Source organism: Arthrobacter sp. ISL-69 (assembly GCF_018613775.1).
Lineage (GTDB): Bacteria > Actinomycetota > Actinomycetes > Actinomycetales > Micrococcaceae > Arthrobacter.
Genome location: NZ_JAGGPO010000024.1, coordinates 1 through 24859 on the forward strand (window position 1 = coordinate 1; position 24859 = coordinate 24859).

Consider the following 24859-nt stretch of genomic DNA (forward strand, 5'->3'; position numbering starts at 1 on the left):
TGACGCCGCCCTTGAGCATCTCTGCCATGCCGCGCTTGACGCGGTTGCTGCCCGTGACGCTGTTGGCGGACGAGCCGGCTTCGCTGCTTACATCAGGTGTAGACACAAAAACCCCTATGGGTAGCTAGATGTTACGTAGATCCGGTCTCTCGGTCCCGGCGCAGGCGTCGGCACAGACGGGAAAAGTCACGCCGCGCGCACACCGGATTACCGGATCCAATGACCAGGTACTCCTAATACTAGTCCCACGCCGCGACGCTGCTGAATTCGGGTTACCCCGGCAGTCCCGCTCTCTCCATGGGCGCTGCCGGACAGGCGCCGGAGCATGCCGTGACCGCTCAGGCAGGCTGCTGCGAGGCCGTGCCGTTCGGCTCTTCAAGCGATTGCCGGTACACCGTGGCGATCCGCTGGACAACGGTGACCAGGCTGGCGGCGGCGAGCAGGATCAGCGTCGCCAGCAGAACCACGCTGGGGAGCCCGATCCCGGTGAAGCCCGTCACCACCAGCACCGATACCAGCCGTTCGGCGCGTTCGGCGATGCCCACGTTGGCCTGGAACCCGAGGGCCTCGGCCTTGGCCCGTGCGTAGGAAACCACCATGCCAAGCACCAGGCACACGACGGCGGCGATGGCTATGGCGCGGTCCGCGCCTCCGGTGAAGTACCAGATGGCAAGGCCCGCAAACAGGGCGCCGTCGGCAACCCTGTCCAGGGTGGAGTCCAGGAAGTTGCCCCACCGTCCGCCGCGTTCCTGCAGGCGCGCCATGATGCCATCCAGGACGTCCGAGAAGATAAAGGCCGTGATGAAAAGGGTCCCCCACCACAGCTGGCCCAAAGGATAGAACACCAGGGCGCCCACCACCACGCCGGCCGTTCCCACGATGGTGATGGCATCCGGGGAGACCCCGATTTTCAGGAGCCAGCGGGCAAGCGGGGAGAACAGTGCGGTGAAGAACCCCCGGGCATGCCGGTTAAGCACGTTCGTCCTCGGGCCAGGCCTCGGCGACCTGCTGGCGGACCTCGCCGAGCGTCTGGGTGATGGCTTTCGTCTGGGCGATGATGGGGAAGAAGTTTCCGTCCCCGCCCCAGCGCGGAACCACGTGCTGGTGAAGGTGGCCGGCAATTCCGGCGCCGCCGACAACGCCCTGGTTCATCCCGAGGTTGAAGCCGCCGGGATTGGCCACTTTCCGCAGGACCCGCATGGACGTCTGCGTCAGGGCCGCGAACTCCGCCGTTTCCTCCACTGTCAGGTCCGTGTAGTCCGGCACGTGGCGGTACGGGCAGATCAGCAGGTGGCCCGGGTTGTAGGGAAACAGGTTCAGCACCACGTACGCCGTTCGGCCGCGGTAAACGATCAGGGAGTCGTCGTCGCTGCGCGCAGGGGCCACACAGAAAGGGCAGTCTTCCTCATTCTTGAACTGATGCTGCCCGCCCTTGATGTAGGCCATACGGTGCGGAGTCCACAGGCGCTGGAAAGCGTCCGGAACTCCGGCCAGGCCGAAATCATCGGTCGCCTCGCCGTCGCCCGGATATCCTCCGCCAGCGCCTGTGGTTTCCTGCACGTCGTTTGCCTTTCCGCTTCCGCTAGCTGGTCCGGTTGCGGACGGCTTCGACAATCCTCTGGACGGCCTCGGCCACCGGCACGCCGTTGTCCTGGCTGCCGTCGCGGAACCGGAACGACACGGCTCCGGCCTCGGCGTCCTCGCCGCCGGCGATCAGCACGAACGGGATCTTGTCCTTGCTGGCGGTGCGGATCTTCTTCGGGAAACGGTCCGAGGAGATGTCCACCTCGGCCCGGATGCCGGCCGCTTTGAGTTGGCCGACGACGTCGAACATGTAGTCGTTGAAAGCTTCGGCGACCGGGATGCCCACCACCTGCACGGGTGCCAGCCACGCCGGGAAGGCGCCGGCGTAGTGCTCGGTCAGCACACCCATGAACCGCTCCACGGAACCGAACAGGGCGCGGTGGATCATCACCGGGCGCTGACGGGTGCCGTCGGCGGCCTGGAATTCGAGTTCGAAGCGCTCAGGCAGGTTGAAGTCCAGCTGGATGGTGGACATCTGCCAGGTGCGGCCGAGGGCGTCCTTTGCCTGGACCGAGATCTTGGGACCGTAGAACGCGGCTCCGCCCGGATCGGGAATGAGCTCCAGGCCGGAGGCTTCGGCCACTTCGGCGAGGGTCCGGGTGGCTTCCTCCCAGGTGGCGTCGTCGCCCACGAACTTGTCTTCGTTCTTGGTCGAGAGCTCCAGGTAGAAGTCATCCAGGCCGTAGTCCTTGAGGAGGCCCAGCACGAAGTTCAGCGTGGTGGTGAGCTCGTCCTTCATCTGCTCGCGGGTGCAGTAGATGTGGGCGTCGTCCTGGGTCATGCCGCGCACGCGGGTCAGGCCGTGCACCACGCCGGACTTTTCGTACCGGTACACCGAACCGAATTCGAACAGCCGCAGGGGCAGTTCGCGGTAGGAGCGTCCCCGCGAGCGGAAGATCAGGTTGTGCATGGGGCAGTTCATCGGCTTCAGGTAGTAGTCCTGGCCGGGCTTGCGCACGGTGCCGTCCTCGTTCAGTTCCGCGTCGATGTGCATCGCCGGGAACATGCCCTCCTTGTACCAGTCCAGGTGGCCCGAGACTTCGTAGAGGTGCCCCTTGGTGATGTGCGGGGTGTAGACGAACTCGTAGCCGGCGTCCACGTGGCGCTGGCGGGAGTAGTCCTCCATGGCCTTGCGGATGATGCCGCCCTTGGGGTGGAACACCGGCAGGCCGGACCCCAGCTCGTCCGGGAAGGAGAACAGGTCCAGCTCGGCGCCCAGCTTGCGGTGATCGCGGCGCTCGGCCTCGGCGATGCGCTCCTGGTAGGCCTTGAGGGCGTCCTTGGTGGGCCAGGCAGTGCCGTAGACGCGCTGCAGCTGCTGGTTGTTCTGGTTGCCCAGCCAGTAGGCGGCCGAGGACCGGGTCAGGGCGAAGGCATTGGAGATGAGCTTGGTGTTGGGCAGGTGCGGGCCGCGGCACAGGTCGCACCAGACGGTGTCGCCGCTCTTGCGGTCCACATTGTCGTAGATGGTGATGTCTCCGGCACCAACCTCGACGTTGACCCCTTCGCCGGCGTCGGCGGCGTCGTTCTTCCTGCCCAGCAGTTCGAGCTTGTAGGGCTCGTCCTTCATCGCTTCGCGTGCCTCGTCCTCGGACACCACGCGGCGGACGAACTTCTGGTTCTGGTTGATGATCTTGAGCATCATCTTTTCCAGGGCCTTCAGGTCTTCCGGGGTGAACGGCTCAGCGACGTCGAAGTCGAAGTAGAAGCCGTCAGTGATGTAGGGGCCGATGCCCAGCTTGGCGTCCGGGCGCAGCTGCTGCACGGCCTGGGCCATGACGTGGGCAGTCGAGTGCCGGAGGACATTGAGGCCGTCCGGGGAATCGATGGTGACACCTTCGATGTCCGCTCCGTCGGGGAGCGGCTGGTCCAGGTCTTTCAGTTCGCCATTTACACGGGCAACAACGACGTCGCGGCGCTCAAAGAAGAGTTCCGCGCCGGTAGTCCCGGTAGTCACCTTGGTCTCTTCGCCGTCGACGATGAGGGTGATCTTCTGGGCATCTGACACGGGTGTCTCCTATTCAAAGTTAAGGCTTCGTAGCTTGTGGCGTACGGGGACCACAGCCAGCCTCGTCCATGCTATCGGTTGGGAGATGGGCCGACCAAAGCGGCACGTGCCGCTCACTGTCCTGAGGTGCAGGTCAGCTGCCGAGTCCGGTGATGGCCAGGTTGCGGCTGATTCCATCCAGCGGCCCCTGTAACTGCAGGTCCTGTTCCCTCTGGCCAGTGGATTGTTTTTCCGGGAACGGCAGCGTCTCGGTGCGGCTGAGGTCCCAGGCCATGGTGGCACTGATACTGATTCCGCGGGGTCCGGTCCGGCGGGTGTTGCCCCGGATAAGGAGCAGCCGGGTGCCGAACAGCAACGGGCCGGCCAGCTCCTGGGCTTCGTGGAAGAACACTGAGTCCACGCAGCCGGTGCCGTCATCGATACTGATGAACACCACGCGGCGGCCTCCCCGCATAGGCGGAGTCTGGGTGGCGATCCGGACACCGGCGACCAGCACTTCAGTGCCGTTCCGGAGCCCCAGGAGCTGATCCGCCGTGGTGACGCCCAGCCGGTCCAGCAGGGGCCGGTGGCTGGACATCAGGTGCTCACTGACATCCACCGCCATCAGGTCAAGTTCAGCCCTGACGTTCTCCACCATGGTGGGTGCGGGAAGTTCAGCTTTCAGGTTCCTGAGTTCAACATCACCCAGGGGCAGGGAAAGCTGGCCGTCTATGACCTCAACGCCCTTCTTGGAAGGACGGTTCTGGAGGGTCTGCAGGTGTTGGACGAGGTCAGCCCTGTTGGCTGCTCCCCCGGACTCCCGATGCAGTGAGTCGAATGCTCCCAGCTGGGCAAGCCGTTTGATGCTTGGCTTACTCAGCCGGGAGCGGGCACGAAGGTCGGCCAGCGAGTCATAGGGCTGCCCTGCCACGATCCTTTTGAGTTCAGCACCGGAAAGTCCGTAGATGCCGTTCAGGCTCAGCCGGATGCCCAGCTTCCCGCGGTCCTTCCCGGATTCCACAGTTTCCACGCGATATTCCGCCTGGCTTCTGTTGATGTCGAGGGGCAGGATGGGGATCCCCAGCCGCCGGGCTTCGGCCACAAGGAGCCTCTTGGGGTACATGCCCGGATCGTGTTCCCACAACCCGGCCAGGAAAGCCTCCGGGTGGTGGGCCTTCAGCCAGGCCGACTGATAGGTAGGCACGGCGAAGGCTGCCCCGTGTGCCTTGCAGAAGCCAAAGCTGCCAAAGGCCTTCAGCGTTCCCCAGACCTTGTCCACCACCTCGGGGGTGTAGCCCCTTGCCCGGGCTTCCTTGCGGAAGAATTCCTCCACCTTGGGTTCAATGAGCTCGTTCCCCAAGGCTCGGCGGAATTCATCAGCCCGGGCCAGCCCGCACTTTGTCATGACATCGAAGGTCTTCAGGATCTGTTCGTGGAAGACCGTCACGCCGTGGGTTTCCTGGAGCACGGGCTTGAGGTCCGGATGCGGATAGACCTCAGGCGCAAAACCGTGGCGGTGTTCCAGGAAGGGGCGCACCATGTCCGATTTCATGGGTCCGGGCCGGAACAGGGAAATGTCGATGATGAGGTCGTTGAATTCCCTGGGCGCCATCTTGCCGATCAGTTCCCGCTGCCCGGGTGATTCGATCTGGAAACAGCCCAGCGTGTGGGTGCTGCGGATCAGTTCATAGGTTGGTTCGTCATCCAGCGGCACGGCGTTGAGGTCGATGTGCCCGTCAGCGGCGATGTAGTCAGGACCCGTGCCCTCCGGCCCCACCGGATGGGCGCCGGCAGTCACCACCTCGGCCTTGGAGGGGTGCAGCCGGATGACCTCCCGGACGGCGAAGGCCATGGCGCTCTGCATCCGGACGCCAAGGACGTCCAGCTTGAGCATGCCCATCGGATCCATGTCGTGTTTGTCGAACTGGCTCATGGGCAGGCCCAGCCCGCTGGGCTGGACGGGTGTCCGGTCCAGCAGGGTGGCGTCGCCAAGGATCACGCCACAGGGATGCATGGAAATGTGCCTTGGCAGACGGTCGAGCCTCTCGGTCAGGTCCACGAGCAGGTCCAGCTGCTGGTTTTCTGCGAAATCGCGCTGCTCCACCCGGCCCGCAAATTCCTTCAGCTCCGGCTTCTCCACCAGGGCTTCACGGAATTTCCTGGCCGAGAAGCGCCACAGCTGCTTGGCGATTTCGCCGATGTCGCCGTCGTCCATGCCAAGCGCCAGCCCGGCGTCGCGGACGGCACCGCGAGCGCGGTACCCGTTCTGCATGCTCATGAGGGTGACCCGTTCCGCGCCGAAGCGGTCAAAGATCCTTCGGTAGACGTTGTGCCGCTCGGCACTTTCGACGTCGATGTCGATGTCCGGAAGGGTGGCTCTGTCACGGGAGAGGAACCGTTCGAAGATGAGATCGTGCTGCAGGGGGTTCACCTGGCTGATGTCGATCAGGTAGTTGACCAGGCTGGAGGCGCCGGATCCCCTGGCGGCCGCCCTGACCCCCATATCCAGGATCATGCGGGATACCTCAGCCACGGTGAGGAAGTAGGAGGCAAAGCCAAGGTTGGCGATAATCCGCAGTTCGTGGTCCAGCCGTGCCCGCATTTGCGCTTCAGCCCGACCCGATATCCCGGGGAATCGCCGGCCTATTCCCGCCTCGCAGCGTTGGGTCAGCTCAACCAGCGGGTCGCCGTCGATGCCGATGACAGCTGCCTCCGGAACAACGGGCTGTTTCCATCCCATGTCCGTGACGGGATCCATCCGGCAGCGGTCCGCGAGCGCCTCGGTTTGGCCGAGCAGCCTGGTGAGGTCGGTGGCCCCGTAGCCCGCGGAATGGATGATCTCCTTGCCGAGCTGGAGCATGTGGGCCGCCGATTTCAGCCAGCCCTGGCCGTTCGGCTGCAGCAGCGGCTCCGCGGTCAGCTCGGGCAGCGACTTCAGGGTGCGGGCTGAATCCAGGACATCCGCCGTCGCCGCCCCGTCCTCCGCGCAGTACCGCACGGCGTTGGTCAGCACAGCGGGTACGCCGTGCTCGGCAGCGAGCTTGAGCATGCGCACGGCATGGGCGGTGCTCAACGGCTCACCGGGGGCGCTGAGGTGTGACACCACTTCTGCGGCCACTGTGCCCTTGGGCATACTCTCCAGCCACTGCTTGAAAAGGGTGCGGGGACGGAGGTACCGGCGGCCGCCCATTGCCCTCCCGACGTCGGAATCCGGCCCGATCAGGACGGTCAGTACCGGCTCCAGTGTCTCCGGATGCAGGGTCCTGGAAGCGAGTTCGGCGCGGGTCACCGCAACGGGTACTGCTCCCCCGGCCTTGCCGGAGGTGCGGGCATGGGCATCCGAAATAAGCCGGCAGAGGGCGCGGTAGCCTGCGCCCTTGTTGTTTCCGTGGGCGAGCACGACGACGCGGCCCGCGAGCTGGGTGCGGAGGTCGCCGTCGTCGTCGAAGACCGCAAGGTCAACCCCGACGACGGGATCCAGTCCCGCCGCCATGCAGGCTTTGAGGTGTTTAACGGTGCCGTACAGTCCGTCCCTGTCGGTGCAGGCCAACGCCGTGGCGCCGTCTGCGGCGGCCGACTGCGCCAGCTCATCCGGCCAGGAGACGCCGTAGTGCGCGCTGAAGGCGGTGGACACGTGGAGATGGGTGAAGCTCATGCTGATTGCGGCCGGAGGGCATCGTGGATCCGCAGCAGCCTCCAGCGCCCGCTGCTGATGCTCCGCGTCAGGTCAAGGGTGAGGCTGGTTTCCGGGCCCGGCGCGGCCATGGCATCGGAAAGCCGGACCTGGACGCGCCAGATCTCGTGATCCACCAGACCCGGACCGGTACCAAGGGGCGCCCGGGTTTCCTCTACCCACCACTGACGCCGTTCATACCAGCGCACGGGTTCGGCGCAGACCGTGTATTGCCTTCCGGCCCAGGTGAGTTCCAGCGGCTGGCCGGCGGGCGTGCAGACGACATCGACACCCTCGCTGAACATGCCCATGGGCGCCTCCCGGAACACTCTTCCCGCCCCGCAACGGGTGACCGTATCGGGTGGCAGGAAGAGACTTGAAATGATTCGTTCGAATATATCTTCGAATAAATCAAGTCTACGCCGGGGCGGTGACAAAACCTAGATCAGGGGTGGACGGACGGGAGCGCAGGGGGAAGGATGGAGCCATGAGCTCCCATAACGCACTCCTGAAGCATGTATCCATCGCCGCCAAGGACTCAACCTTGGTGGCGACTTTTGCTATAGACGGGAATATCCCCGGATCGGGCGCCTACGTGGTGGGCCTAGTGGCCGCCACGCCGGATCATTCCCATCAGCGACGAATGGGAATCGAGTTCATGAACGGCGAAGCCGTGTCCTTCTATTGCTTCAGCCATGACGGCACCGAGGAGAATTTTGACCTCAGCGGCGTGGAACTTTCAGGCAGCACCATTACCGGGAATTTTCCCATGAGTACCGTCCTGGGGCTGGAGAAGGGTCACCTCATGACCGCTTTCAGCGAAGCCGACGGCAGGGACTTCCAGGCGAACGTGCCCGTGGAGGAATCCCTCTAGATTCGCCCGGACGTCAGCCCGGGATGGCGCCGCGAACAACGCCGCTAGCTGCTGGCGTTGTGCACTTTCATCTCAAGTTCAGTGAAGGCCGTGATCATGGCACGGTAGGTCTTCTCCACGATGTCCGGGTCGATGTCCTTCTTCTCCGCGGCGGCACGGACGTGCTCGATGACCTTCTCCACCCGGCCGGGGGCGCGGACCTCTGCGTCATCGCCCTTGAGGGTGCCGGAAATCCGGATCAGGCGTTCACGGCGCGCAATCAGGGTGACGATCTGCTCATCAACTTCATCGACGGCCACGCGGACAGCTGCGAGCTGCTCCCTGTCGGCCTGGGCGTCTTTGTCGTGTCCGTGATTTGTGGGCATGTGCATGACAGTATCTAAGAATGCAGCCTCGAGTCGACTTCATTTCACTTGGCGTCCGTAGTGTTGACGCCGCACGCAGGTTCTACGTCAACGGCCTGGGTTGGCCGGTGCACCGGGAAGTCCCCGGCGACGTGGTGTTCATCCAGGCAAACCACGGCCTCATTCTTTCCCTCTGGGATGCAGGCCAGATGCAGGCCGAGGCCTCCGTGGACAGCCCCGCCGGGATCCCCTGCATCACCCTGAGCCACAACGTTGGCAGCGCGGCGGACGTTGACCGGGTCATGGCCGAAGCCGAGGCCGCGGGGGCAACGGTGGTGGGCCGGCCGAAAACCCAGCCGTGGGGCGGCTACACCGGGTACTTCGCGGATCCGGACGGCTTCCGCTGGGAAATTGCCTTCAATCCCACGTGGTCGGTTGACGCCGGCGGCACAGTCACGGTTCTGAGGCGCGCCCAAAAAGTCTCTCGCCTAGAACAGGCCTTCCACCGGCTGGATGAGTTCCGCTGAATCATTCCTGACGTTCCCGACGGCGGTGCCAACGGCATCGATCGTCCACCCTTCGGCGACGTCGTGCGCCCCTGCCCTCACCAGGTCCACCAAACCGGCGGCGTCATCCGCCTGGGGGTCCAGCCATGCCTGCATGGTGGTGCGGTCCATGGGCAGCGGCACCCTGTCGTGCAGGGCAGTAAGCTCGGCGAGCATCCCGCCGGCATAGCCCTCGGGCGGCGAGTCGGTAGTCATGATGGAGGTGGACAACATCCAGCGGTGCGGGTCGCCCTCGGGCTTGGATGGATCCTTCCACCACTCATACAGCCCGGCGAACACCAGCGGCAGGCCGTCCTTCGGGTGCACGTAATAGGGCTGCTTGCTGCGCCCCTCACCCTTCCATTCGTAATAGCCGTCCGCCGGCACAGCGCAGCGTCTTGACCTCGTAGCCTTGCGGAAGGCCGGCTTCTCCAGGACGCTCTCGCTCCGCGCATTGATCATTTTCGAGCCGATGGAAGGATCCTTGGCCCAGGAGGGCACGAGTCCCCAGCGCGCCACGTGCAGCTGCCGGACCGGGCTGCCGTCCACCAGCCGCTCCAACAGGATGGGCACATCAGCGGTAGGGGCCACATTCCACGAGGGCGGAACCACCAGCTCCTCTTCCAATTCAGCGTCAAACTCAGCCAGCAGGTCCCCGACCGCCCTGGCCATCACGTAGCGTCCACACATGGCACCAGCATGCCACCGCCCGCAGTCGGTGTCACCCGGCGTCACCGGCCGTCATCGTGGGGAGGCAGGGAGGGCCTGCCGCCGCGGGAATACCGGCCACCGGGTTACGGTTGAGGGTAAAGACATCTGCTTTGATAACGACGAGCAACAACGAGCTTGAGGAGAACTCCGTGGATTTCACTCCCGAATCCGGCACCATCACCATGTTTTCGACCACCTGGTGCGGTTACTGCAACCGGCTGAAGAAGCAGCTGGACGCCCAGGGCATCGGTTACACCGAGATCAACATCGAAGAAGTTGAAGGCACCGCCGATCTCGTGGAGCAGCTCAACGGAGGCAACCGCACCGTCCCCACAGTCCTTTTCCCGGACGGCACCGCCGCCACCAACCCGTCGGCGGCCGAAGTCAAGAGCCGGCTCGCGGCCTAGGCCCCGTCCGGCGTAAAGCTGTTCAAAAAGCAAGGCCGGGCACCTGGGTGCCCGGCCTCTTGCATGTCCGCCAGTGCACTGGCAGTTAGCCGCGCAGGCTGGCGAAGTCCGCATACTCCAGCCGCGCGTACCCGGCATACGTGTCAATAACAGCCGCCTCGACTGCCGCTACGTCAAGTCCCGGGACGAGGTCGTCGACGGCGCCCGCAGTGGCCGGGTCCCAGTCCAGTCCAAGGGCGGCATAGCTGGCTTCCAGAACACGGCGGATCGGCCCGGAGTTTTCCACCACGATGACCGAGCTGAACAGCCACCCGCCGGACACAACGCGCTGGGCTGTGCCGATCAGTTTGACCCTGTGCTGCGGATCGGCCGGGTCCTGGCCGTGGACGCTGAACTCCCCCGGACAGTACTCGCCCGGGATTTCACCGACGGCGGCGTGGACTCCCGCACTCCGGAGGGCACCCGCCAGCATCTCCCCGAAGAAGGCGAAACGCCCTTTGGCGCCGGCGATGGCGTCGGCATGCGGTTCCACGTGATCGACGATCAGTGTTCCCTCGTGGTAAGCCGCCGCCCGGCCGCCGGCCTTCCGGACCAAGGGCTCAAAACCGAGCTCCCGGCAGGCCAGGGCCGCTGCCTCAAAGCCGGGGAGGTGCGCGTCCCGCTGGCCGAAGGCCACTGTGGGCGCCGGACGGTACAACCGCAGGGTCGGACCGGTCCTGCCGGTCTTGGCCATCCCCAGCAGTTCAATGCCGAATTCCAGATCCCGGGCCGCCCCCAGCGACTCCTCCTGCCGGACGATGGTCAGCGTGGCTGGTGCGCCGGCCGCGTGCTGCATCTTGCTAAGCTCCCTTATGGTCATTCTGCAATTCCTGGTCGTCGCCGCCGCGTTCGCCGCCATCGATGCCATCTGGCTCAAGACGATGAACCCGTTTTACCGCGGACAGATTGGTGAACTGCTGGCCGACCGGCCCAATCTAGGGTACGCGGTGGTGTTCTACGTGATCTACATTGCCGGCATTGTGTTTTTCGCCCTGCGTCCCGCGCTCGACGGCGGCAGCTGGCTCAGCGCGGTGGGCTACGGCGCCGCACTGGGCGCGTTCGCCTACGCCACGTACGACCTCACCAATGCCGCGACGCTGAAGACCTGGCCGCTGCAGCTCATTGTCGTGGACATCCTCTGGGGCGCAGCATTGACGGCCCTGGCCACGCTGGCCGGCTGGCTCGTCTTCCACGGGAACTGAGCGCCGCAGAACCACATTCCGTGGAGCTAGGTCCTGCGGATGGTCAGGATCTGTTCGGCCCGGCCAAAGGGTCCGCTGAGGTCGTGGAGCACCGTGGACGTCAGCCCGATGCCGTCTGCGCCGAAGGAGACCGCGTTGTCCAGGCCAAGCCAGTCGCCGGCGGGTTTCCGGTACATATGGATCTGCAGGTCCAGGTTGGGGAAGGCGTAGCTGTCCCTTCCCGGGGGGACGCGGGCCGCTATTCCGTTCGCGGTATCCACCAGCCCCATCAGCCGCGCCACGTCCCCGCTGTCCGCGGTATCCGTGAGCGGGTGTCCGGTGCGAAGCCAGACCTTCCCGGAGCCCGGACGGTGCCCGTCGGCAACGCGCATTTCCAGGGAACGGATGTAGCCTCCCGGCCAGACGCTGGCGCCGTCGTACGGTGAGCACTCGTCCGGCCCGGGAATTCGGGCGTCTTCGATTGCTGCGACGTCCGCTGTGTCGGACGTAATCATCCGCCAGGCCGTGGCGCGGATCGCCACGCGCCCGTCGGCAACGAGTTCCGCCTGCAGCAGTTCGATGGTGCGTCCGGGCCGGAGCATGGTGGTGACCACCTCGAATTCGCCGCCCGGGATCAGTCCCAGGATTTCGTAGCTCAGTCGCGCCATCCGGACATCGTCCCGCGGGTTGTGCCGCTCCAGGCAATCCGCCATGAGTCCTGAGGCCGGCGCCATGTGCTGTTCGTGCTCGTTCCAGGCACCCTGGGCGTGAATGGTCGAACGGAAACGCCCGTCTCCCAGTGACTCGTAGTAGAAGTCGCCCTCGGCAAGTTCCGGAAGTGCTGCAGTCAACGTCGACCCTTTCGCGCGGCTGGTGATGATCCCAGAACACACTATCGCCTGCAGCGGACCCCGGGCTTCGGGCTGCAGCCGCCCAAACGTCCTGGCGATGGTCTCACAGCTTCCTCTTATCCTGACCTCATGGCCGGTATAAGTCCGGAGCCTAGAAATAATGCATGACTCCTCTCAAGAACCAACATCGTAAAGGCGGCCGCGTACGCCGCGCCGTCGTCGCCGGGGCCGTTGCCCTCACCCTGTCGGCCGGCGGGGCCACTGCGTGGGCGCTGGACCGCTTTGTGGTCCAGCACGTGGAAATCTCGGACGTCTCCGCCTACCAGGCAAGCCAGAGCGGGACCACGGCGGGCACCACCAGTGATTCCACCAGCGAAACAAGCAGCACCGCAGTCGTCACCACGGACACTTCCTACGTCTCGGACAGCTCCGACATCAATATCTCCACGGTGACCGCCGGCAGCGGTGACAGCACCGTCACGTACTACGTTGCCGACGTCGTACTGGATGACGCCACCACGCTGCAGTCCGCATTCGCCAACAACAGCTTCGGCGAGAACATCACCGAGACCACCTCCGCGATCGCTGAGGATAACAACGCGGTGTTTGCCATCAACGGCGACTACTACGGCTTTCGCGACACCGGCATCGTGATCCGCAACGGCGTGGTGTTCCGCGACGAAGGCGCCCGGCAGGGCCTGGCCTTCTACCGCGACGGCAGCGTCAAGGTCTACGACGAAACCGCCACCACCGCCGAGCAGCTGCTGGCGGACGGCGTCTGGAACACCCTCTCCTTCGGCCCGTCCCTGCTGAACGACGGCGAGATCGCCGACGGCATCGAGGACGTGGAGGTGGACACCAACTTCGGCAACCACTCCATCCAGGGCGAGCAGCCCCGCACCGCCGTCGGCATCATCGACGAAAACCACCTGGTGTTCGTGGTGGTGGACGGCCGGAGCCCCGGCTACAGCTCCGGCGTGACCATGACCGGGCTGGCGCAGATCATGAAGGACCTCGGCTCCACCACGGCGTACAACATCGACGGCGGCGGATCCTCCACCATGTATTTCAACGGGGAGCTGGTCAACAACCCGCTGGGCGACAACAAGGAACGCGGCACGTCCGACATCCTCTACATCGCGGAGTAGGGGCCGGCCGTGATCATCCTGATCCCGGCCTACGAGCCGGACCAGCAACTATCCGCCCTGATCCGCTCCATCCGGGAGACCGAACCGCGGGCCACCGTGGTGGTGGTCGATGACGGCAGCGGCCCCGCATACCGCGAGGTGTTCGACGGCGTCAGGGCGCTTGGCTGCCACGTCATCGGCTACTCCCGCAACCGGGGAAAGGGCTTCGCCCTCAAGACCGGTTTCGGCTTCATTGCGGACCACCTGCCCGGCCGGAACGTGGTCTGCGCCGACAGCGACGGCCAGCACACCATCGTGGACATCCTTCGCGTGGCGGCCGCGGCAGAGAGCGGCCCGGAACAGGACGGCCCGACGGCCATGGTGCTGGGCACCCGAAGCTTCACCGGCAACGTCCCCGCCCGCAGCAGGTTCGGCAACAACGCCACCAGGCTGCTGTTCACCCTGGCCACCGGCGAGCGCATTGCCGACACGCAGACCGGCCTCCGCGGCTACCCCGCCTCCATGCTCCCCTGGCTCCGGTCCGTCCCGGGCGAGCGCTACGAGTACGAGCTGAATCTCCTGCTCGAGGCCAGGCAGGCAGGCTACGCGATCAGGAGCGTGGACATCGCCACTGTGTACCTGGATCACAATGCCGGGTCGCATTTCCGGCCGCTGGCGGACTCCGCCCGGATCTATGCGCCGCTGCTGAAATTCCTGGCGTCCTCGTTCACGGCGTTCCTGGTGGACACCGTGATGTTCCTGATCCTCAACGCGGCCACCGACTCGCTGCTGCTTGCGTTGGTCGGCGCCCGGGCCGTGAGTTCGGCCATCAACTTCGCCGTCAACCGCAAGGTGGTGTTCCGGCACGGCCGGGAGAAGCCTGCAGCGCAAACCGGCGTCCGCTATTTCAGCCTTGTACTGGTGCTGCTTGCCGCCAACTTCGCGCTCATCGCAGCCCTTGACGCGGTGTCCCTGCCCCCGCTGGCCGCCAAGATCCTCGCTGAAGTCGCCCTGCTGGCCATCAGCTACGCGGTACAGCAGCGGTTTCTCTTCGCAAAGGGCGCCGTCAAACCCGCGGAGGAAACCCGCAACGAACACTCAGCCGACACTCATATTCCGGCCTAGGTTCCATCACAGCACCTGCACAGTTTGGCCGTGGATCGTAAAGACCAATCCACCAATCAGATTCGGAGAATTCCATGACACCGCTCATCCTTATCGCCGCCGACCTGGCCGCCATCAGCATCCTGACCTTCGCCCTCTACCTGCGCCGGCACCGGCGCCGCGACCTGGTGGTGTCCTACCTCGGCATGAATGTCGGCGTCATGGCCGTTGCCGCCGCACTCTCCGGATCGGCCGCCGGCGTCGGCCTGGGACTCGGCCTCTTCGGGGTGTTGTCCATCATCCGGCTCCGCTCCACCGAACTTGCCCAGCACGAGGTTGCGTACTACTTCTCTGCCCTGGCCCTTGGCCTGATCGCCGGCCTTGGAATCGACCCCGTGTGGCTGCCGCTGGCGCTGATGGCTATGATCCTGCTGGTGATGTTCGTGGGCGACCACTCACGGGTCCTGCCGGCCTACCGCCACCAGACAGTGATCCTGGACCGTGCCATCGCCGTGGATGAGGAACTCTACGCCCGGCTCGAAGAGGTGGTCCACGGCAAGGTCCACTCGGCCACCGTGCAGGAGCTGGACCTCGTCAACGACAAAACGGTCGTCGATGTGCGCTACGCCTACGTTCCGGCTGCGTTCCCCGCCGGCCCTGCCGCCCTGCAAATCCCGTCGGCCGGGACCCCCGTAATGGAACCGGCAGCCCTCGCCCCCTTCCCGACGGCGGCTGCCCGCCACGCGGCGGACCCCGCGGCGGACCGGCCCTCGGTGGAGTTCCCCGCGGACCCCGCGGCGGCTGTGCCTTCCAGCCGCGCGGCCAACCCCGTCCATGCCTCGGCAGCCGCGGCATGAGCGCCCCGGCGCAAGCCGGCATCCTGGGCACCCTACGCCTGCTGCCGCCAGTCGGGCTGGACGAACTGAACGCCGAAGCCGCACTGCAGACCCGGGTGGACCGCAAGTACGTGGTCCCCGAGACGCTGGCACAGCAGCTCCTGGCCACGTTCGACGCCGAGGTCCGGGTGCTGGAGATGGACGGCTCCCGCTGCTTCGCCTACGACTCGGTGTACTTCGACACCGCGCAGCTGGACAGCTACCTGCTGGCAGCCCACGGCCGCCGTCGCCGCTACAAGGTCCGCACCAGGACCTATGTGGACAGCGCCATCAGCTTCCTGGAAGTCAAGACGGAAGGCGCCCGCGAGGCCACGGTCAAGGAACGCATCCCCTACGACCTCAGCGACCGCGCCCGGCTGACGGCCGAAGGCCTGGACTACGTCCACGAAACCCTCGCCGCCGCGGTGGGCGACGTGCCCTCCGGACCTTTGGGGCCCGTGCTCGAAACCCGCTACTGCCGCACCACCCTGTACCTGCCCGAATCCGGCAGCCGGGCCACCATCGACACGGACGTGACCTGGCAGCGCCCCGGCCAGCAGGCCTGGGTACTGGACGGCGCCGTGATCCTCGAGACCAAGTCCGGATCGACGGCCGGCCCGCTGGACCGGCACCTCTGGGCCCACGGAGTGCGGCCCTCCCGGATATCCAAGTTCGCCACCGGCATGGCGGCGCTCTGCCCTGACCTGCCAGCCAACCGCTGGAACCGGACACTGCGCCGGAACCTGGCTCTCCGCCCCGCCGCCTGACCCTGCTGCTCCCCCGAATACTTCACAGAAGGAACACACCATGAAACGCTTCCGCACCGCCCTGTCCGTCACCGCCCTCGCCCTCGCCGTGGGACTGGCAGGCTGCTCCGCCGCCGGCACGGCATCCACCGGCACCTCGATCACCGGCACCACAACCTCGGGAACGGCAGCGTCGTCCGGAACCGCCGAGGCCGTCTCCCTGGACACCCTCGCGGCGGACACGCACTACGACGCCGACGACCTCACCTGGGACGCGGCGTCCGAAGTAGCCGTGACCCTGGCGGACGGCGCCAGCACTGTGGCCTCCGGCACGTCGTCGGACGCTGTGAAGGTCGACGGCGACACTGTCACCATCAGCGCGGCCGGCACGTACCGCCTGAGTGGATCTCTGTCGGACGGGCAGGTAGTGGTCGCCGCCGGCGAGGAAGACGTGGTGCGCATCATCCTCGACGGCGCGGATATAACCAGCTCCACCGGCTCCCCGTTTGTGGTGCAGAGCGCCAACGAAGCCATCGTCGTCCTCGAAGACGGCACGTCCAACCCCCTGAGCGACGCTGCCACATACGCACATCGCAGTCCGGCGTCCAGCTGACCTTCGGCTCTGCCTTTCCGGCCGGCACCACCATCCAGCTCGCGGATTCGAGCGGCGCCGTGGTGGCGACCTTCGTGACGGCGAAGCAGGCAGCCTCGCTGGTCTTCTCCTCCGCAGCCATCACAGCCGGTGAGGAATACACGGTCTACACCGGCGGGACGGCCCAGGTCACCGCCGGTCTCGGTGACGGAACTCTCGAGGGCGCACAGGAGCAGGGCACCGTGACCGCCGGCGAATACACGGCGGCCCGCGGTCCCGGCGGCCGCTAACCGGCCCGCCACAGGATAACGGCGGGGGACAACGGCTTGGCCGCGTCCCCCCGTTCCCGTGTGCCGTCTTCCAGTGCTGTCTTCCTGTGCGCGGCACCCTCAACTGGGTAGACTCAGGAACTGGTTCTCCTAACTACGCTCGGAAGAGGTATTCCCCTGATACGGGTCATCAGCTACAACCTTCGAAAGCACGCGGCGCGCGGCGAACTGCTCGATCTGGCCCGCGACTTCGGGATAGATGCCTTGTGCCTGCAGGAGTGCGACACCACGGATTTACCGGACACGCTGGGGCCCCTGCACCTGGCCGATTCGACCAAGGGCAACAGGCTGGGACTTGCCATCTACTACCGGATGGACCGCTTCACGGCCTTCGAAACCAACACTTTCGCCCTGAAGAAATCACTGCACGACCGGGTTCTGGCACCGGCGCATGAGCGGCTGATCGGCACGAGGGTCGTAGACAACGAAACGGACCATGAGCTGGTGATCGCTTCCTTCCACGCGGCGCCCCTGACGGCTTCCAATTCGTTGCGCCGGAAACAGATCAAGGCGGCACACGCGGAGCTCCTCGGCATGGGCAGCGGACTGATGACTCTTATGGTGGGTGACTTCAACTACCCTTTCTTCACGAAGAACCTCACGGAACACATGAAGAATTCCGGCTATGAGCTCTCGCTCAGTGACCGGCGGACCTATACGAGGTACAAGGTCTTCAATGGGCATTTCGACTTTGCCACCTCCCTTGGGCTGGACATCGAGAACGTGGAGACCTTGCCGCGCGGCGCGTCGGACCACCTTCCCATCCTGGTATCCGCCGAATATGGCCACGATTCCGGCCCGATCCAAGGAACGCCTTAGCCCCGACGCCGACCACCAGCCCGGGAGGCACCATTTGCGCCGCGATTGGATCCTGAAAGCCGTACCGGGCATCGAGCTGGCCCGGACCTATCAGCGGTCGTGGCTCAGGGCCGACTTTGCGGCGGGCGCGGCCCTCAGCGCGGCGCTGATTCCCGCCGGCATGGCCTACGCGGAGGCCGCCGGCCTGCCGGCAGTCACGGGACTGTACGCCTCGGTGGTTCCCATGCTGTTCTATGCCGTCTTCGGCCCTTCCCGCGTCCTCATCGTGGGACCGGATTCGTCGCTGGCGCCCATGATCGCCGCCGCGCTGCTTCCGCTCGCCGGACGGGAACCGTCCCATGCCGTGGCGCTGGCCGGTGTGCTGGCCGTCCTGATCGGAGGGTTCCTCATCGCCGGCCGGATGTTCCGGCTGGGATTTATCACCGGGCTGCTCTCGAAGCCGATCCGGGTGGGATACCTCAACGGCATTGCGCTCGCGGTCATGGTCAGCCAACTGCCCCGGCTTCTCGGAATCCAGGTTTCAGGCGGCTCGTTGCAGGCAACCGCCGCGGGCACGGCGGAGGCAGTGCTCCAAGGAGCCGTGAATCCTGTGGCGCAACTGTTCGGAGCGGCCACAGTGATCATCATCGTGCCGGCCGGTTCCTGCCCGGGAAGGTGCCCGGCGTGCTGCTGGCTGTGGCGGCGTCCATCGCGGCGGCCGCCGCCTTCGGCCTCAAGGATGCCATGCCCATGGTCGGAGCCCTCCCCCAAGGGCTTCCCGCGCCCGCCTTGGGCGGCATCACCTTGGATGATGTCGCAGGACTCGTTGGTCCGGCGGCCGGCATCGCGCTCATCGCCTTCGCCGATACCTCAGCCTTATCCAAAAGCCTCGCAGGCCGCAGTGGCATCCACACCAGCGGCAACCAGGAAATGGGGGCACTGGGGATTGCCAACGTGGCCAGCGGCCTGCTGGGCGGCTTCCCCGTCTGCGGCAGCTCGTCCCGGACTCCCATAGCGCTCGACGCCGGTGCCCGCACCCCGTTCAGCGGCATCGTGGCCGCGGCCCTGGTGATCGTGTTCATGCTGGTAACCCCGGGGGTGACTGCCTTCCTTCCCACCGCCACGCTTGCCGGCGTCGTCATGGTGGCGGTCTCCTCGCTGGTGGACGTCAAGACCCTGTTCCGGCTGGTCCGGATGAGCCGGGTGGAAACGGCGCTCCTTGGGGCCACCTTCCTCGGTGTCGCCTTCATGGGCGTCCTGCAGGGCATCGTCATCGCCATCGCGCTGTCCCTGATCGCATTCATCCGGCGGGCGTGGGATCCCTACCGGACCGAACTGGCCAGCCTGGAGGACGTACCGGGCTACCACGACATCAGCAGGCATCCGGAGGGCCAGCGCGTCCCGGGACTGGTGATCGCCCGCTTTGACGCACCGCTCTTTTTCGCCAATGGCGAGGTGTTTGCCGAGCACATCCGCAGCCTCGTGGCCAATGCCCCCGGACCGGTGAAATGCGTGATTGTGGCCTCCGAGGCCATTACGGACCTGGACACCACCGCGTTGGACGATCTCGTGGAGCTAGACGACGAACTCGCGAGCCAGGGCATCAGCCTGGTCTTTGCGGAGCTGAAGGGCCCGGTTAAGGACCGCCTGCTCAGGTTCGGTGTGAGCAGCAGGTTCGGCCCGGACCATTTCTTCCCCACGGTCAACAACGCGGTGCGCAACTACAAGCGGGCGTTCGGGCCCTAGCTCACGCGGGAGCCAGCGGGATGACCTCGACGCGGGATCCGGGGCCTGTGACCACCAAAACCCGGTCCGCGGCGACGCCGTCCAGTGCACGGGCCAGCCGGTCGGGCAACTCATCCGCTGCTCCCTCAGTTGCATCGGAGGACCCGGCGCCGGCCTTTATCCAGACGGTGACACTCGCGCCGGTGACCTCGGCGGCAACGCGGGCCAGCGGTTCCGGGTCGCCGGCGGTCACCAGGATCACCTTCCCGACGGTCCGCTTCCGCGCGGGCGCGGCAGCGGCCGTGAGGGCACGGTCGTGCCGCCACACCGCGAAGTGGTATCCGGCGGCAAGCCCTGTTGCCACGAGCAGGCCAAGCGGTGCGCGGGTCCGGTCCACCAGGCTTCCGCCCGAGACGTCGCCGAGCACGAATTCGAAGACGCGGTATCCGATCACCAGGAGCGTGATGACGGCGACCACCGCGCTCAGGCCAAATACTGCGATGAGGTACACCCGCCGTCCCCGGCGCCCAAGCTCGGTCGGCTCCGGCGGGACTCCGGGTTTCCAGGTGAGCCACCACAGCGGACCGCCGACCGCCAGGGCGCTGATGCCACCCAGCAGCAGGGCCCGTGTGCCGCTGCCGGCAAGCGGAGTGGCCGCGATACTGAGTACGGAATTGACCACAACGCCGATTCCGGTGGCAGCCGCGGCCAGGGCAACCCCGGAGGTCACCAGCTTCGCTGCCTGCAGGGTGGCCGCGGCACGTCCCAGCGAGACGGCGCGGTGGTAGGCCCAGACCAAGGAGCCGACGGCGCCCGCCGCCATGGCTGCGCCCAGCGGTTCCAGGAGTTCGCTGACGGGGTCCGTGCGGTCAAAGGCGAGCCGGAGGAGGACAAACAGGACAGTGCCGATGCCGCCAAGCGCGAGGATGATCGCTCCGAGGATACCGACCACCACCAGCCCGACATCGGCAAAACCTGTCTTCAGCCGGCGTCCGGCTTCGTGGATCCAGTGCCACCACCAGATGGCCCCGCCTCCGGCGGCCCAGACAAGCGACTGCAGCACGGACCGCCACCACGGTTCCCCGACTGAGGCTGACGCGGTGAAGCCACGGATGGCGGTGTCCAGAAGTGTTGCCATCGCCGTAACGGTGCCGCCCACGCCGATGATAAGCCCGAAGAATGCCCCTACCACGGTGGGCACGTCCGGCATCAGCAGGGGATTCTTGCGCGGATGGCGCAGCATCCAGCGGTGCCACGCCAACACCCCTGCCCAGACCAGCCCGTTGGACAGTGACAGCCGCCACCCCTGCCATTCGCCTCCGGCAACCGAGGCCAGGGCACCGAGCAGCCATGTTGCAGCCGTGATGAGTGCGACGGCGTACATGATGGTCAGGTACAGCCCCCAGCCCACGGACTGCCGCTCCGTCGGGTCCTCAAGCCGACGCCAGACGAACCACCACAGGGCAGCTGCCATGGGGCCGCCGATCAGGGTGAATGCGAGCGAACGGGCCAGACCCGCCACGTCACCCCCAGCGACCACGGTGCCCGCACCCAGCAGCCGTCCCAGCAGGCCGCTAAGGCCTATCGCGGCCACCACCACCAAGGCGAACAGCAGCGTGTAGACGATCAGGCGGCGGACCGTGGGCTGGGCGGACCCGGCCGCCGGCGCCGGCGCCGTCCGGGCGGCGCTCACGGCTTCACCGCCCGGTTCGCGCAGACCCTGAGTTGCCAGGGAGAGGAGCCGATCAGCCACCTGCCGTTCGTTTTGACGAGGTCGAAGACGTCCTCGGTCTCGTACTCCGAGTTGCCGAAGGGGCCGCTCCCGTTCGACACCACTATCAGCACGCGCACGTCCGCGGACGCGGCCCGCTCCGTGGTGGAAACCAGCGTGACCCGCAGGTTGTCCGTGGAAGCCCGTTCGAAATCGACGCACTGGGTCCGGGCGGACTCCGTGAGGTACGCCATGGCAGCAGACTCGTCCCCGCCGATGACGGCGGCCGAGTAACGCTGAACCACGCCCTGTGGCGTTGACTCGTCCAGCAGGGCAGGTTCTCCCCTCGAGAAAACCGCCGCGAGGGCCGCCACCACCAGGACGGCAATAATCGCCACGATAATCACGAGGATCCTGTTCGGTTTTCCTGCCGCTGCGTCCATGTGGTCAGTATGGCCCACTCCCTACCCTCTAGCTACGGTACTTTCGGCCCTCCCGGCGGGGGTTGCCATCGGCGCCGCGGGAGACAATCGTTGCTTCATGGGAAAAGGAAACATTCGAAGGGCATTGGCCACCGGGCTGCTGGTACTTCTCGGCCCGTTGTGCGGGACGGCTGCCGCCCATGCGGAACCGCCGGCAGAGATCGTGGTGGAAGACAGCGCCGGCGTGCTGGACCGCGACCGGCTGATTCCGGCGGTGGAGTCGTTGGACTTCTATGAACCCACCAGGGTTGCCATTTTCACGTACAGGGGTTCGGCGGAGGACACTTTCAACGAGGAGGTGCTTCGCTTTGCCCGTGCTGAACATCCGGAGTGGATCAGCGGGGACGGCCAGAAATGGGCGGACGGCCTCTTCATCTTCGCCCTGGACCCGTTGGGGCGGCATGTGGGCACCTATATGGGCGAGGACCGCAAGGTTTCCGTTGAACAGCGCGAGGACATCCAGAACGCATCCAAGGATCTGCTCCGTGACGCCCAGTGGACCGACGGCACCATCGCGGGCATCCGGCGCGGCGCCGAGCTGATCAACCAGCCGTGGTACCGTTCCATCGCCTTCCTCGCGACGGCCTGGAGCGCCGGTGCCGCCGCCGTACTCGGCGCCGCAACGTGGCTGATTGTGCGCTGGCGGACCCGGGCGGACAGCCGCAAGGAGCTGGCCCGCGGTGATGCGAGCTACGCCAACGTCAGCATGGATCTGCAGGTCACCGAGCTCAATGCCGAGACCATACCGGAGTCTTCGCGGTACGGCAGCACCGTGCTGGAGAAGCACCGCACGTTCCTGAATAGGTACAACGCTGCCACCGCGCTATCCAACCGGGCGCACGAGATGACTCCGCGCGCCATGAGCCGGCGGCCAAACCTCAAACTGATTCAAAGCTTTGCCGACGCCGCCGCTGAGCTCGACGCGCTGGACGACGTCATTGCGGACACCAACGCGCTCCTGAACCGGGGGTCCGCGTGGGCATCCGCGTGGGACCGGCAGCTGGCGCCCTTCCGCAGTGACCTGGCTGTCCTGGAACAGATGCTCGGCAAGCGGCACGCCGAAGGGGATTCCGCGACGGCCGCAGCGCTCCGGTCCTTCCGCGACCAGAGCCACCGGGAGATCGAACGGTGGTCGGCCGAACTCGCCGACGGCTCAATCGCTCCGGAAACAGCACTGGACCGGCTGCGGGACGCGCGGACTCACCTGTCCGAGCTGCTGAAGGACCACGCCGACACGGTCATCGCGGGCTTCGCCAAAAACGAGCGCGAAGCCGACCTCATGCGCAACGAAATGGAAAGCGCGCAGGCCGGAAGCAAGGCCGAGTACGGCCGGGCCTACGAGCCCAGCATCCTTGGGACGGTCTATCCGTCCTACTACTTCTTTTCGGTTCCCACGTTCAACGCCGGCTTCAACACAGGTGTGAGCAGCGTCGGCAGCGCCCGTGGCGGAGACGGCAGCACAACGGGTACGGCAGCAGCGGCGGTAGCTTCTCCGGGTCAGGGAGTTCGTCCAGCTTTTGACTGCTGCCGGACCGTGTCAGTGCGGCGGCTGGATCCTGTCAACGACGAAATCCCCGCCGGGAATGACGGTGGTTTCATGGCCGTCGTCGAAACGCACCACATACGGCGGCGCTCCGTCAGCGCCGTGGACCTCAACAATCTGGCCGTGCCGATCTGACGATTCGACCGTCTTGCCCCGGATCGTGATCCGGTCTCCCTGGGCTGCCTTCATGGCAATCACCTCCAAGAACCAGAGTACGAGTCTCGGGGCGCCTGCAACAGGGCCGGCATCTGGCGCTCGCGGCCGCTTGGCAGGAGTATGGGGAGATCACTGATCTTTGACCTTGGCTCGGGACCGAGGGGGAACGGCTATGGCGGATGAAAAGCCCACCAGCTGGTGGGCCACGCTGCCCGGTCTGCTGACGGCCGCCGCTGCGGTGATCACCGCGGTTACGGGGCTGCTGCTGGGGCTGGGCCAACTCGGAGTGTTCGACGGCGGCCGTCCCGCCGCCACAGCGGGCAGCTCCCCCGCAGCCGGCGCTTCACAGCCCGGCGTCCAGCCCCAACCAAGCGGAACCATGACCGGTGCCGGTGAGAGTGCGGGGTGGACGGTGGCCTTGCCGGCCGAGCGAAAGTACAGGTCCGCCGACGTCGAATATGAAATTCTCGGTGCGCGGGTGCGCCCCGACGTCGCCGGGAAGGTGGCGCTGACGTTCACTGTCCGTTGCACCAACCACGGCCGGTATGACGTGAACTTCTGGGACTCAACGTTCAGGCTGAACGCGGGCGGCATCAACCATTCGCCCGATTCCGGCCTGAACGATCTCGTGGCGGGCGATGCGAGCAAGTCGGGCGACGTCCGCTTTACGGTACCGGCGGACACCCGCGACGCCCTTCTGCGCATCAAGTTCGCGCAAGGCGAGGCCACAGCACAGCTGTCCATCTCGCCGCCCTGAACAGCGGGCGGCCCCAGTCTAGACAGCCACCACCCAGATGGCATCCGAGGCCGACGCCCCGAGGTCGATGTCCCGGTCGGGTCCATGCAGCCGGATCGTGGTCACATCCGCATAGGGGCGGTGCTCCCTGACGGTGAGCCTGGTATCCGGGGCGAGCCCAAGCTGGGTGAAGTAGCGCAGCATCTGCGGATCCGCGTCTGAGATCCGGGTGATGGCCACTGTGCCGCCGGCGGCCGCGGCGGAGAGCTGCGTTCCCTCCGGGAGGTGTGGCTTTCCGTCCGGAGTGGGTATGGGATCACCGTGCGGGTCCCGGGTGGGATGACCAAGTTTTCGGTCCAGGCGTCCAATCAGTTTGTCCGACACCGCGTGTTCCAGGACTTCGGCCTCATCGTGGACTTCGTCCCAGCCGTAGCCCAGTACGTCCACCAGGAACGTCTCCAGGAGCCGATGCCGGCGGACCATGGCGACGGCGTGCTCCCGGCCCGCGTCGGTCAGCTCGATGCTTCCGTACGGGGCATGAGCAACCAGTCCCTGGCGTGCCAGCTTCTTGATGCCATCTGAGACGGTGGACGGCCTGACCCCGAGCCGCTCGGCCATAACGCCGATGGTCACGGGTGTGGCAGACCACTCCGTGGCTGACCAGATCAGCTTCAGGTAGTCCTGGGCTGCTGAGGACAAATCGGAGACCGGCATGCCATCCATGGTAGCAAGCGCCAGC

26 protein-coding genes and 3 pseudogenes are annotated in these 24859 nt (G+C 66.0%); 15 read left to right on the forward strand and 14 right to left on the reverse strand.

The features are described 5' to 3' along the window. From J7I79_RS24795 to J7I79_RS17360, 6 genes and pseudogenes are all read right to left on the reverse strand, one after another. Window positions 1-106 (reverse strand): annotated as a pseudogene (locus J7I79_RS24795) (pyridoxal 5'-phosphate synthase lyase subunit PdxS); the annotation flags it as partial. A gap of 232 nt (window positions 107-338) precedes the next feature. Continuing rightward, window positions 339-977, reverse strand: a complete 639-nt coding sequence (gene pgsA / locus J7I79_RS17340) for a phosphatidylinositol phosphate synthase (protein WP_214955321.1) — start codon at window positions 975-977, stop codon at window positions 339-341. Continuing rightward, window positions 970-1560 carry an HIT domain-containing protein gene (locus tag J7I79_RS17345; protein ID WP_104173040.1) on the reverse strand — a complete coding sequence of 197 codons (591 nt, stop codon included), beginning with the start codon at window positions 1558-1560 and terminating at the stop codon, window positions 970-972. Before J7I79_RS17345 ends, pgsA begins: the two co-directional genes overlap by 8 nt. 22 nt (window positions 1561-1582) lie before the next feature. Further along, window positions 1583-3592 carry a threonine--tRNA ligase gene (gene thrS / locus J7I79_RS17350; RefSeq protein WP_214955323.1) on the reverse strand — a complete coding sequence of 670 codons (2010 nt, stop codon included), beginning with the start codon at window positions 3590-3592 and terminating at the stop codon, window positions 1583-1585. Window positions 3593-3725: 133 nt separating this feature from the next. Continuing rightward, window positions 3726-7226 carry a DNA polymerase III subunit alpha gene (locus J7I79_RS17355; RefSeq protein WP_214955325.1) on the reverse strand — a complete coding sequence of 1167 codons (3501 nt, stop codon included), beginning with the start codon at window positions 7224-7226 and terminating at the stop codon, window positions 3726-3728. Further along, entirely contained in the window at window positions 7223-7555 is a 333-nt protein-coding gene (locus J7I79_RS17360) for a DUF6504 family protein (protein ID WP_214955327.1), read from the reverse strand. Before J7I79_RS17360 ends, J7I79_RS17355 begins: the two co-directional genes overlap by 4 nt. Window positions 7556-7731: 176 nt before the next feature. Here J7I79_RS17360 and J7I79_RS17365 point away from each other — a divergent pair, with 176 nt between their 5' ends. Next, window positions 7732-8118, forward strand: coding sequence for a hypothetical protein (locus J7I79_RS17365; RefSeq protein WP_214955329.1), 387 nt, complete (start codon window positions 7732-7734; stop codon window positions 8116-8118). Window positions 8119-8162: 44 nt separating this feature from the next. Here J7I79_RS17365 and J7I79_RS17370 read toward each other — a convergent pair whose 3' ends face one another. Continuing rightward, entirely contained in the window at window positions 8163-8489 is a 327-nt protein-coding gene (locus tag J7I79_RS17370; protein ID WP_055803374.1) for a chorismate mutase, read from the reverse strand. A 14-nt stretch (window positions 8490-8503) separates the two neighbouring features. Between J7I79_RS17370 and J7I79_RS17375 the strand changes: the two genes are divergently transcribed. Further along, window positions 8504-8989, forward strand: coding sequence for a VOC family protein (locus tag J7I79_RS17375; RefSeq protein ID WP_251042944.1), 486 nt, complete (start codon window positions 8504-8506; stop codon window positions 8987-8989). On the opposite strand, the gene J7I79_RS17380 is transcribed toward J7I79_RS17375, so the two are convergent. Further along, the gene (locus J7I79_RS17380) at window positions 8951-9697 is read right to left on the reverse strand and encodes an SOS response-associated peptidase (protein WP_214955331.1); all 747 of its coding nucleotides are present in this window, start codon (window positions 9695-9697) and stop codon (window positions 8951-8953) included. The genes J7I79_RS17375 and J7I79_RS17380 overlap by 39 nt on opposite strands. Before the next feature lie 170 nt (window positions 9698-9867). Between J7I79_RS17380 and J7I79_RS17385 the strand changes: the two genes are divergently transcribed. Continuing rightward, entirely contained in the window at window positions 9868-10125 is a 258-nt protein-coding gene (locus J7I79_RS17385; RefSeq protein ID WP_011692168.1) for a mycoredoxin, read from the forward strand. An 85-nt stretch (window positions 10126-10210) separates the two neighbouring features. On the opposite strand, the gene J7I79_RS17390 is transcribed toward J7I79_RS17385, so the two are convergent. Further along, complete coding sequence (locus J7I79_RS17390) at window positions 10211-10960, reverse strand: lipoyl protein ligase domain-containing protein (RefSeq protein WP_214955450.1); 750 nt, start codon at window positions 10958-10960, stop codon at window positions 10211-10213. Between the two features lie 16 nt (window positions 10961-10976). Between J7I79_RS17390 and J7I79_RS17395 the strand changes: the two genes are divergently transcribed. Further along, window positions 10977-11366, forward strand: coding sequence for a DUF2177 family protein (locus J7I79_RS17395; protein ID WP_214955333.1), 390 nt, complete (start codon window positions 10977-10979; stop codon window positions 11364-11366). Window positions 11367-11392: 26 nt separating this feature from the next. Here J7I79_RS17395 and J7I79_RS17400 read toward each other — a convergent pair whose 3' ends face one another. Next, on the reverse strand, window positions 11393-12196 hold the full coding sequence (locus J7I79_RS17400) for a thioesterase family protein (RefSeq protein WP_214955335.1): 804 nt from the start codon (window positions 12194-12196) through the stop codon (window positions 11393-11395). A gap of 164 nt (window positions 12197-12360) precedes the next feature. On the opposite strand from J7I79_RS17400, the gene J7I79_RS17405 reads away from it, so the two are divergent. The 9 genes and pseudogenes from J7I79_RS17405 to J7I79_RS24300 all read left to right on the forward strand — a co-directional run bounded on the left by J7I79_RS17405 (window position 12361) and on the right by J7I79_RS24300 (window position 19513). Continuing rightward, window positions 12361-13344 carry a phosphodiester glycosidase family protein gene (locus tag J7I79_RS17405; RefSeq protein WP_214955337.1) on the forward strand — a complete coding sequence of 328 codons (984 nt, stop codon included), beginning with the start codon at window positions 12361-12363 and terminating at the stop codon, window positions 13342-13344. 9 nt (window positions 13345-13353) lie between these two features. Continuing rightward, on the forward strand, window positions 13354-14448 hold the full coding sequence (locus J7I79_RS17410; RefSeq protein WP_214955339.1) for a bifunctional glycosyltransferase family 2/GtrA family protein: 1095 nt from the start codon (window positions 13354-13356) through the stop codon (window positions 14446-14448). 74 nt (window positions 14449-14522) lie between these two features. Continuing rightward, complete coding sequence (locus J7I79_RS17415) at window positions 14523-15284, forward strand: DUF4956 domain-containing protein (RefSeq protein WP_311380602.1); 762 nt, start codon at window positions 14523-14525, stop codon at window positions 15282-15284. Further along, a complete protein-coding gene (locus J7I79_RS17420; RefSeq protein ID WP_214955341.1) occupies window positions 15281-16069 on the forward strand; it encodes a polyphosphate polymerase domain-containing protein in 789 nt (262 codons plus the stop codon). Before J7I79_RS17415 ends, J7I79_RS17420 begins: the two co-directional genes overlap by 4 nt. A 40-nt stretch (window positions 16070-16109) precedes the next feature. Next, window positions 16110-16661, forward strand: a complete 552-nt coding sequence (locus tag J7I79_RS17425; protein WP_251042946.1) for a carbohydrate-binding domain-containing protein — start codon at window positions 16110-16112, stop codon at window positions 16659-16661. A gap of 74 nt (window positions 16662-16735) precedes the next feature. Continuing rightward, window positions 16736-16930 carry a hypothetical protein gene (locus tag J7I79_RS24290; RefSeq protein ID WP_251042947.1) on the forward strand — a complete coding sequence of 65 codons (195 nt, stop codon included), beginning with the start codon at window positions 16736-16738 and terminating at the stop codon, window positions 16928-16930. A 159-nt stretch (window positions 16931-17089) separates the two neighbouring features. Continuing rightward, entirely contained in the window at window positions 17090-17788 is a 699-nt protein-coding gene (locus J7I79_RS17430; RefSeq protein WP_214955452.1) for an endonuclease/exonuclease/phosphatase family protein, read from the forward strand. A 160-nt stretch (window positions 17789-17948) separates the two neighbouring features. After that, window positions 17949-18365 (forward strand): annotated as a pseudogene (locus tag J7I79_RS24295) (SulP family inorganic anion transporter); the annotation flags it as partial. Window positions 18366-18451: 86 nt separating this feature from the next. After that, on the forward strand, window positions 18452-19513 hold the full coding sequence (locus tag J7I79_RS24300) for a SulP family inorganic anion transporter (RefSeq protein WP_311380603.1): 1062 nt from the start codon (window positions 18452-18454) through the stop codon (window positions 19511-19513). Between the two features lies 1 nt (window position 19514). Here J7I79_RS24300 and J7I79_RS17440 read toward each other — a convergent pair whose 3' ends face one another. Together J7I79_RS17440 and J7I79_RS17445 are read right to left on the reverse strand one after the other, a co-directional pair. Further along, window positions 19515-21245 (reverse strand): DUF5671 domain-containing protein, encoded by a 1731-nt coding sequence (locus tag J7I79_RS17440; RefSeq protein ID WP_311380604.1) that lies wholly within the window; start codon window positions 21243-21245, stop codon window positions 19515-19517. Beyond that, window positions 21182-21646 carry a hypothetical protein gene (locus J7I79_RS17445; protein ID WP_214955343.1) on the reverse strand — a complete coding sequence of 155 codons (465 nt, stop codon included), beginning with the start codon at window positions 21644-21646 and terminating at the stop codon, window positions 21182-21184. Before J7I79_RS17445 ends, J7I79_RS17440 begins: the two co-directional genes overlap by 64 nt. A gap of 97 nt (window positions 21647-21743) precedes the next feature. Between J7I79_RS17445 and J7I79_RS17450 the strand changes: the two are divergent. Next, window positions 21744-22811, forward strand: a pseudogene (locus tag J7I79_RS17450) (DUF5129 domain-containing protein); the annotation flags it as partial. Window positions 22812-23222: 411 nt separating this feature from the next. On the opposite strand, the gene J7I79_RS17455 reads toward J7I79_RS17450, so the two are convergent. After that, window positions 23223-23417 (reverse strand): DUF1918 domain-containing protein, encoded by a 195-nt coding sequence (locus tag J7I79_RS17455; protein ID WP_214955345.1) that lies wholly within the window; start codon window positions 23415-23417, stop codon window positions 23223-23225. A 139-nt stretch (window positions 23418-23556) separates the two neighbouring features. On the opposite strand from J7I79_RS17455, the gene J7I79_RS17460 reads away from it, so the two are divergent. After that, on the forward strand, window positions 23557-24141 hold the full coding sequence (locus J7I79_RS17460) for a hypothetical protein (RefSeq protein ID WP_214955347.1): 585 nt from the start codon (window positions 23557-23559) through the stop codon (window positions 24139-24141). An 18-nt stretch (window positions 24142-24159) separates the two neighbouring features. Here J7I79_RS17460 and J7I79_RS17465 read toward each other — a convergent pair whose 3' ends face one another. Continuing rightward, window positions 24160-24834: a metal-dependent transcriptional regulator gene (locus J7I79_RS17465; protein WP_214955349.1), complete on the reverse strand. Its 675-nt coding sequence runs from the start codon at window positions 24832-24834 to the stop codon at window positions 24160-24162. Window positions 24835-24859: the final 25 nt, after the last annotated feature.

Excerpts from the sequence above, each read along its gene's own strand:
- J7I79_RS17355 (WP_214955325.1), bottom strand. The coding sequence starts at position 7,226 with ATGAGCTTCACCCATCTCCACGTGTCCACCGCCTTCAGCGCGCACTAC.
- J7I79_RS17360 (WP_214955327.1), bottom strand. The coding sequence starts at position 7,555 with ATGGGCATGTTCAGCGAGGGTGTCGATGTCGTCTGCACGCCCGCCGGC.
- J7I79_RS17365 (WP_214955329.1), top strand. The coding sequence starts at position 7,732 with ATGAGCTCCCATAACGCACTCCTGAAGCATGTATCCATCGCCGCCAAG.
- J7I79_RS17370 (WP_055803374.1), bottom strand. The coding sequence starts at position 8,489 with ATGCACATGCCCACAAATCACGGACACGACAAAGACGCCCAGGCCGAC.
- J7I79_RS17375 (WP_251042944.1), top strand. The coding sequence starts at position 8,504 with ATGCAGCCTCGAGTCGACTTCATTTCACTTGGCGTCCGTAGTGTTGAC.
- J7I79_RS17380 (WP_214955331.1), bottom strand. The coding sequence starts at position 9,697 with ATGTGTGGACGCTACGTGATGGCCAGGGCGGTCGGGGACCTGCTGGCT.
- J7I79_RS17390 (WP_214955450.1), bottom strand. The coding sequence starts at position 10,960 with ATGCAGCACGCGGCCGGCGCACCAGCCACGCTGACCATCGTCCGGCAG.
- J7I79_RS17395 (WP_214955333.1), top strand. The coding sequence starts at position 10,977 with ATGGTCATTCTGCAATTCCTGGTCGTCGCCGCCGCGTTCGCCGCCATC.
- J7I79_RS17405 (WP_214955337.1), top strand. The coding sequence starts at position 12,361 with ATGACTCCTCTCAAGAACCAACATCGTAAAGGCGGCCGCGTACGCCGC.
- J7I79_RS17415 (WP_311380602.1), top strand. The coding sequence starts at position 14,523 with ATGACACCGCTCATCCTTATCGCCGCCGACCTGGCCGCCATCAGCATC.
- J7I79_RS17420 (WP_214955341.1), top strand. The coding sequence starts at position 15,281 with ATGAGCGCCCCGGCGCAAGCCGGCATCCTGGGCACCCTACGCCTGCTG.
- J7I79_RS17425 (WP_251042946.1), top strand. The coding sequence starts at position 16,110 with ATGAAACGCTTCCGCACCGCCCTGTCCGTCACCGCCCTCGCCCTCGCC.
- J7I79_RS17445 (WP_214955343.1), bottom strand. The coding sequence starts at position 21,646 with ATGGACGCAGCGGCAGGAAAACCGAACAGGATCCTCGTGATTATCGTG.
- J7I79_RS17455 (WP_214955345.1), bottom strand. The coding sequence starts at position 23,417 with ATGAAGGCAGCCCAGGGAGACCGGATCACGATCCGGGGCAAGACGGTC.
- J7I79_RS17460 (WP_214955347.1), top strand. The coding sequence starts at position 23,557 with ATGGCGGATGAAAAGCCCACCAGCTGGTGGGCCACGCTGCCCGGTCTG.
- J7I79_RS17465 (WP_214955349.1), bottom strand. The coding sequence starts at position 24,834 with ATGCCGGTCTCCGATTTGTCCTCAGCAGCCCAGGACTACCTGAAGCTG.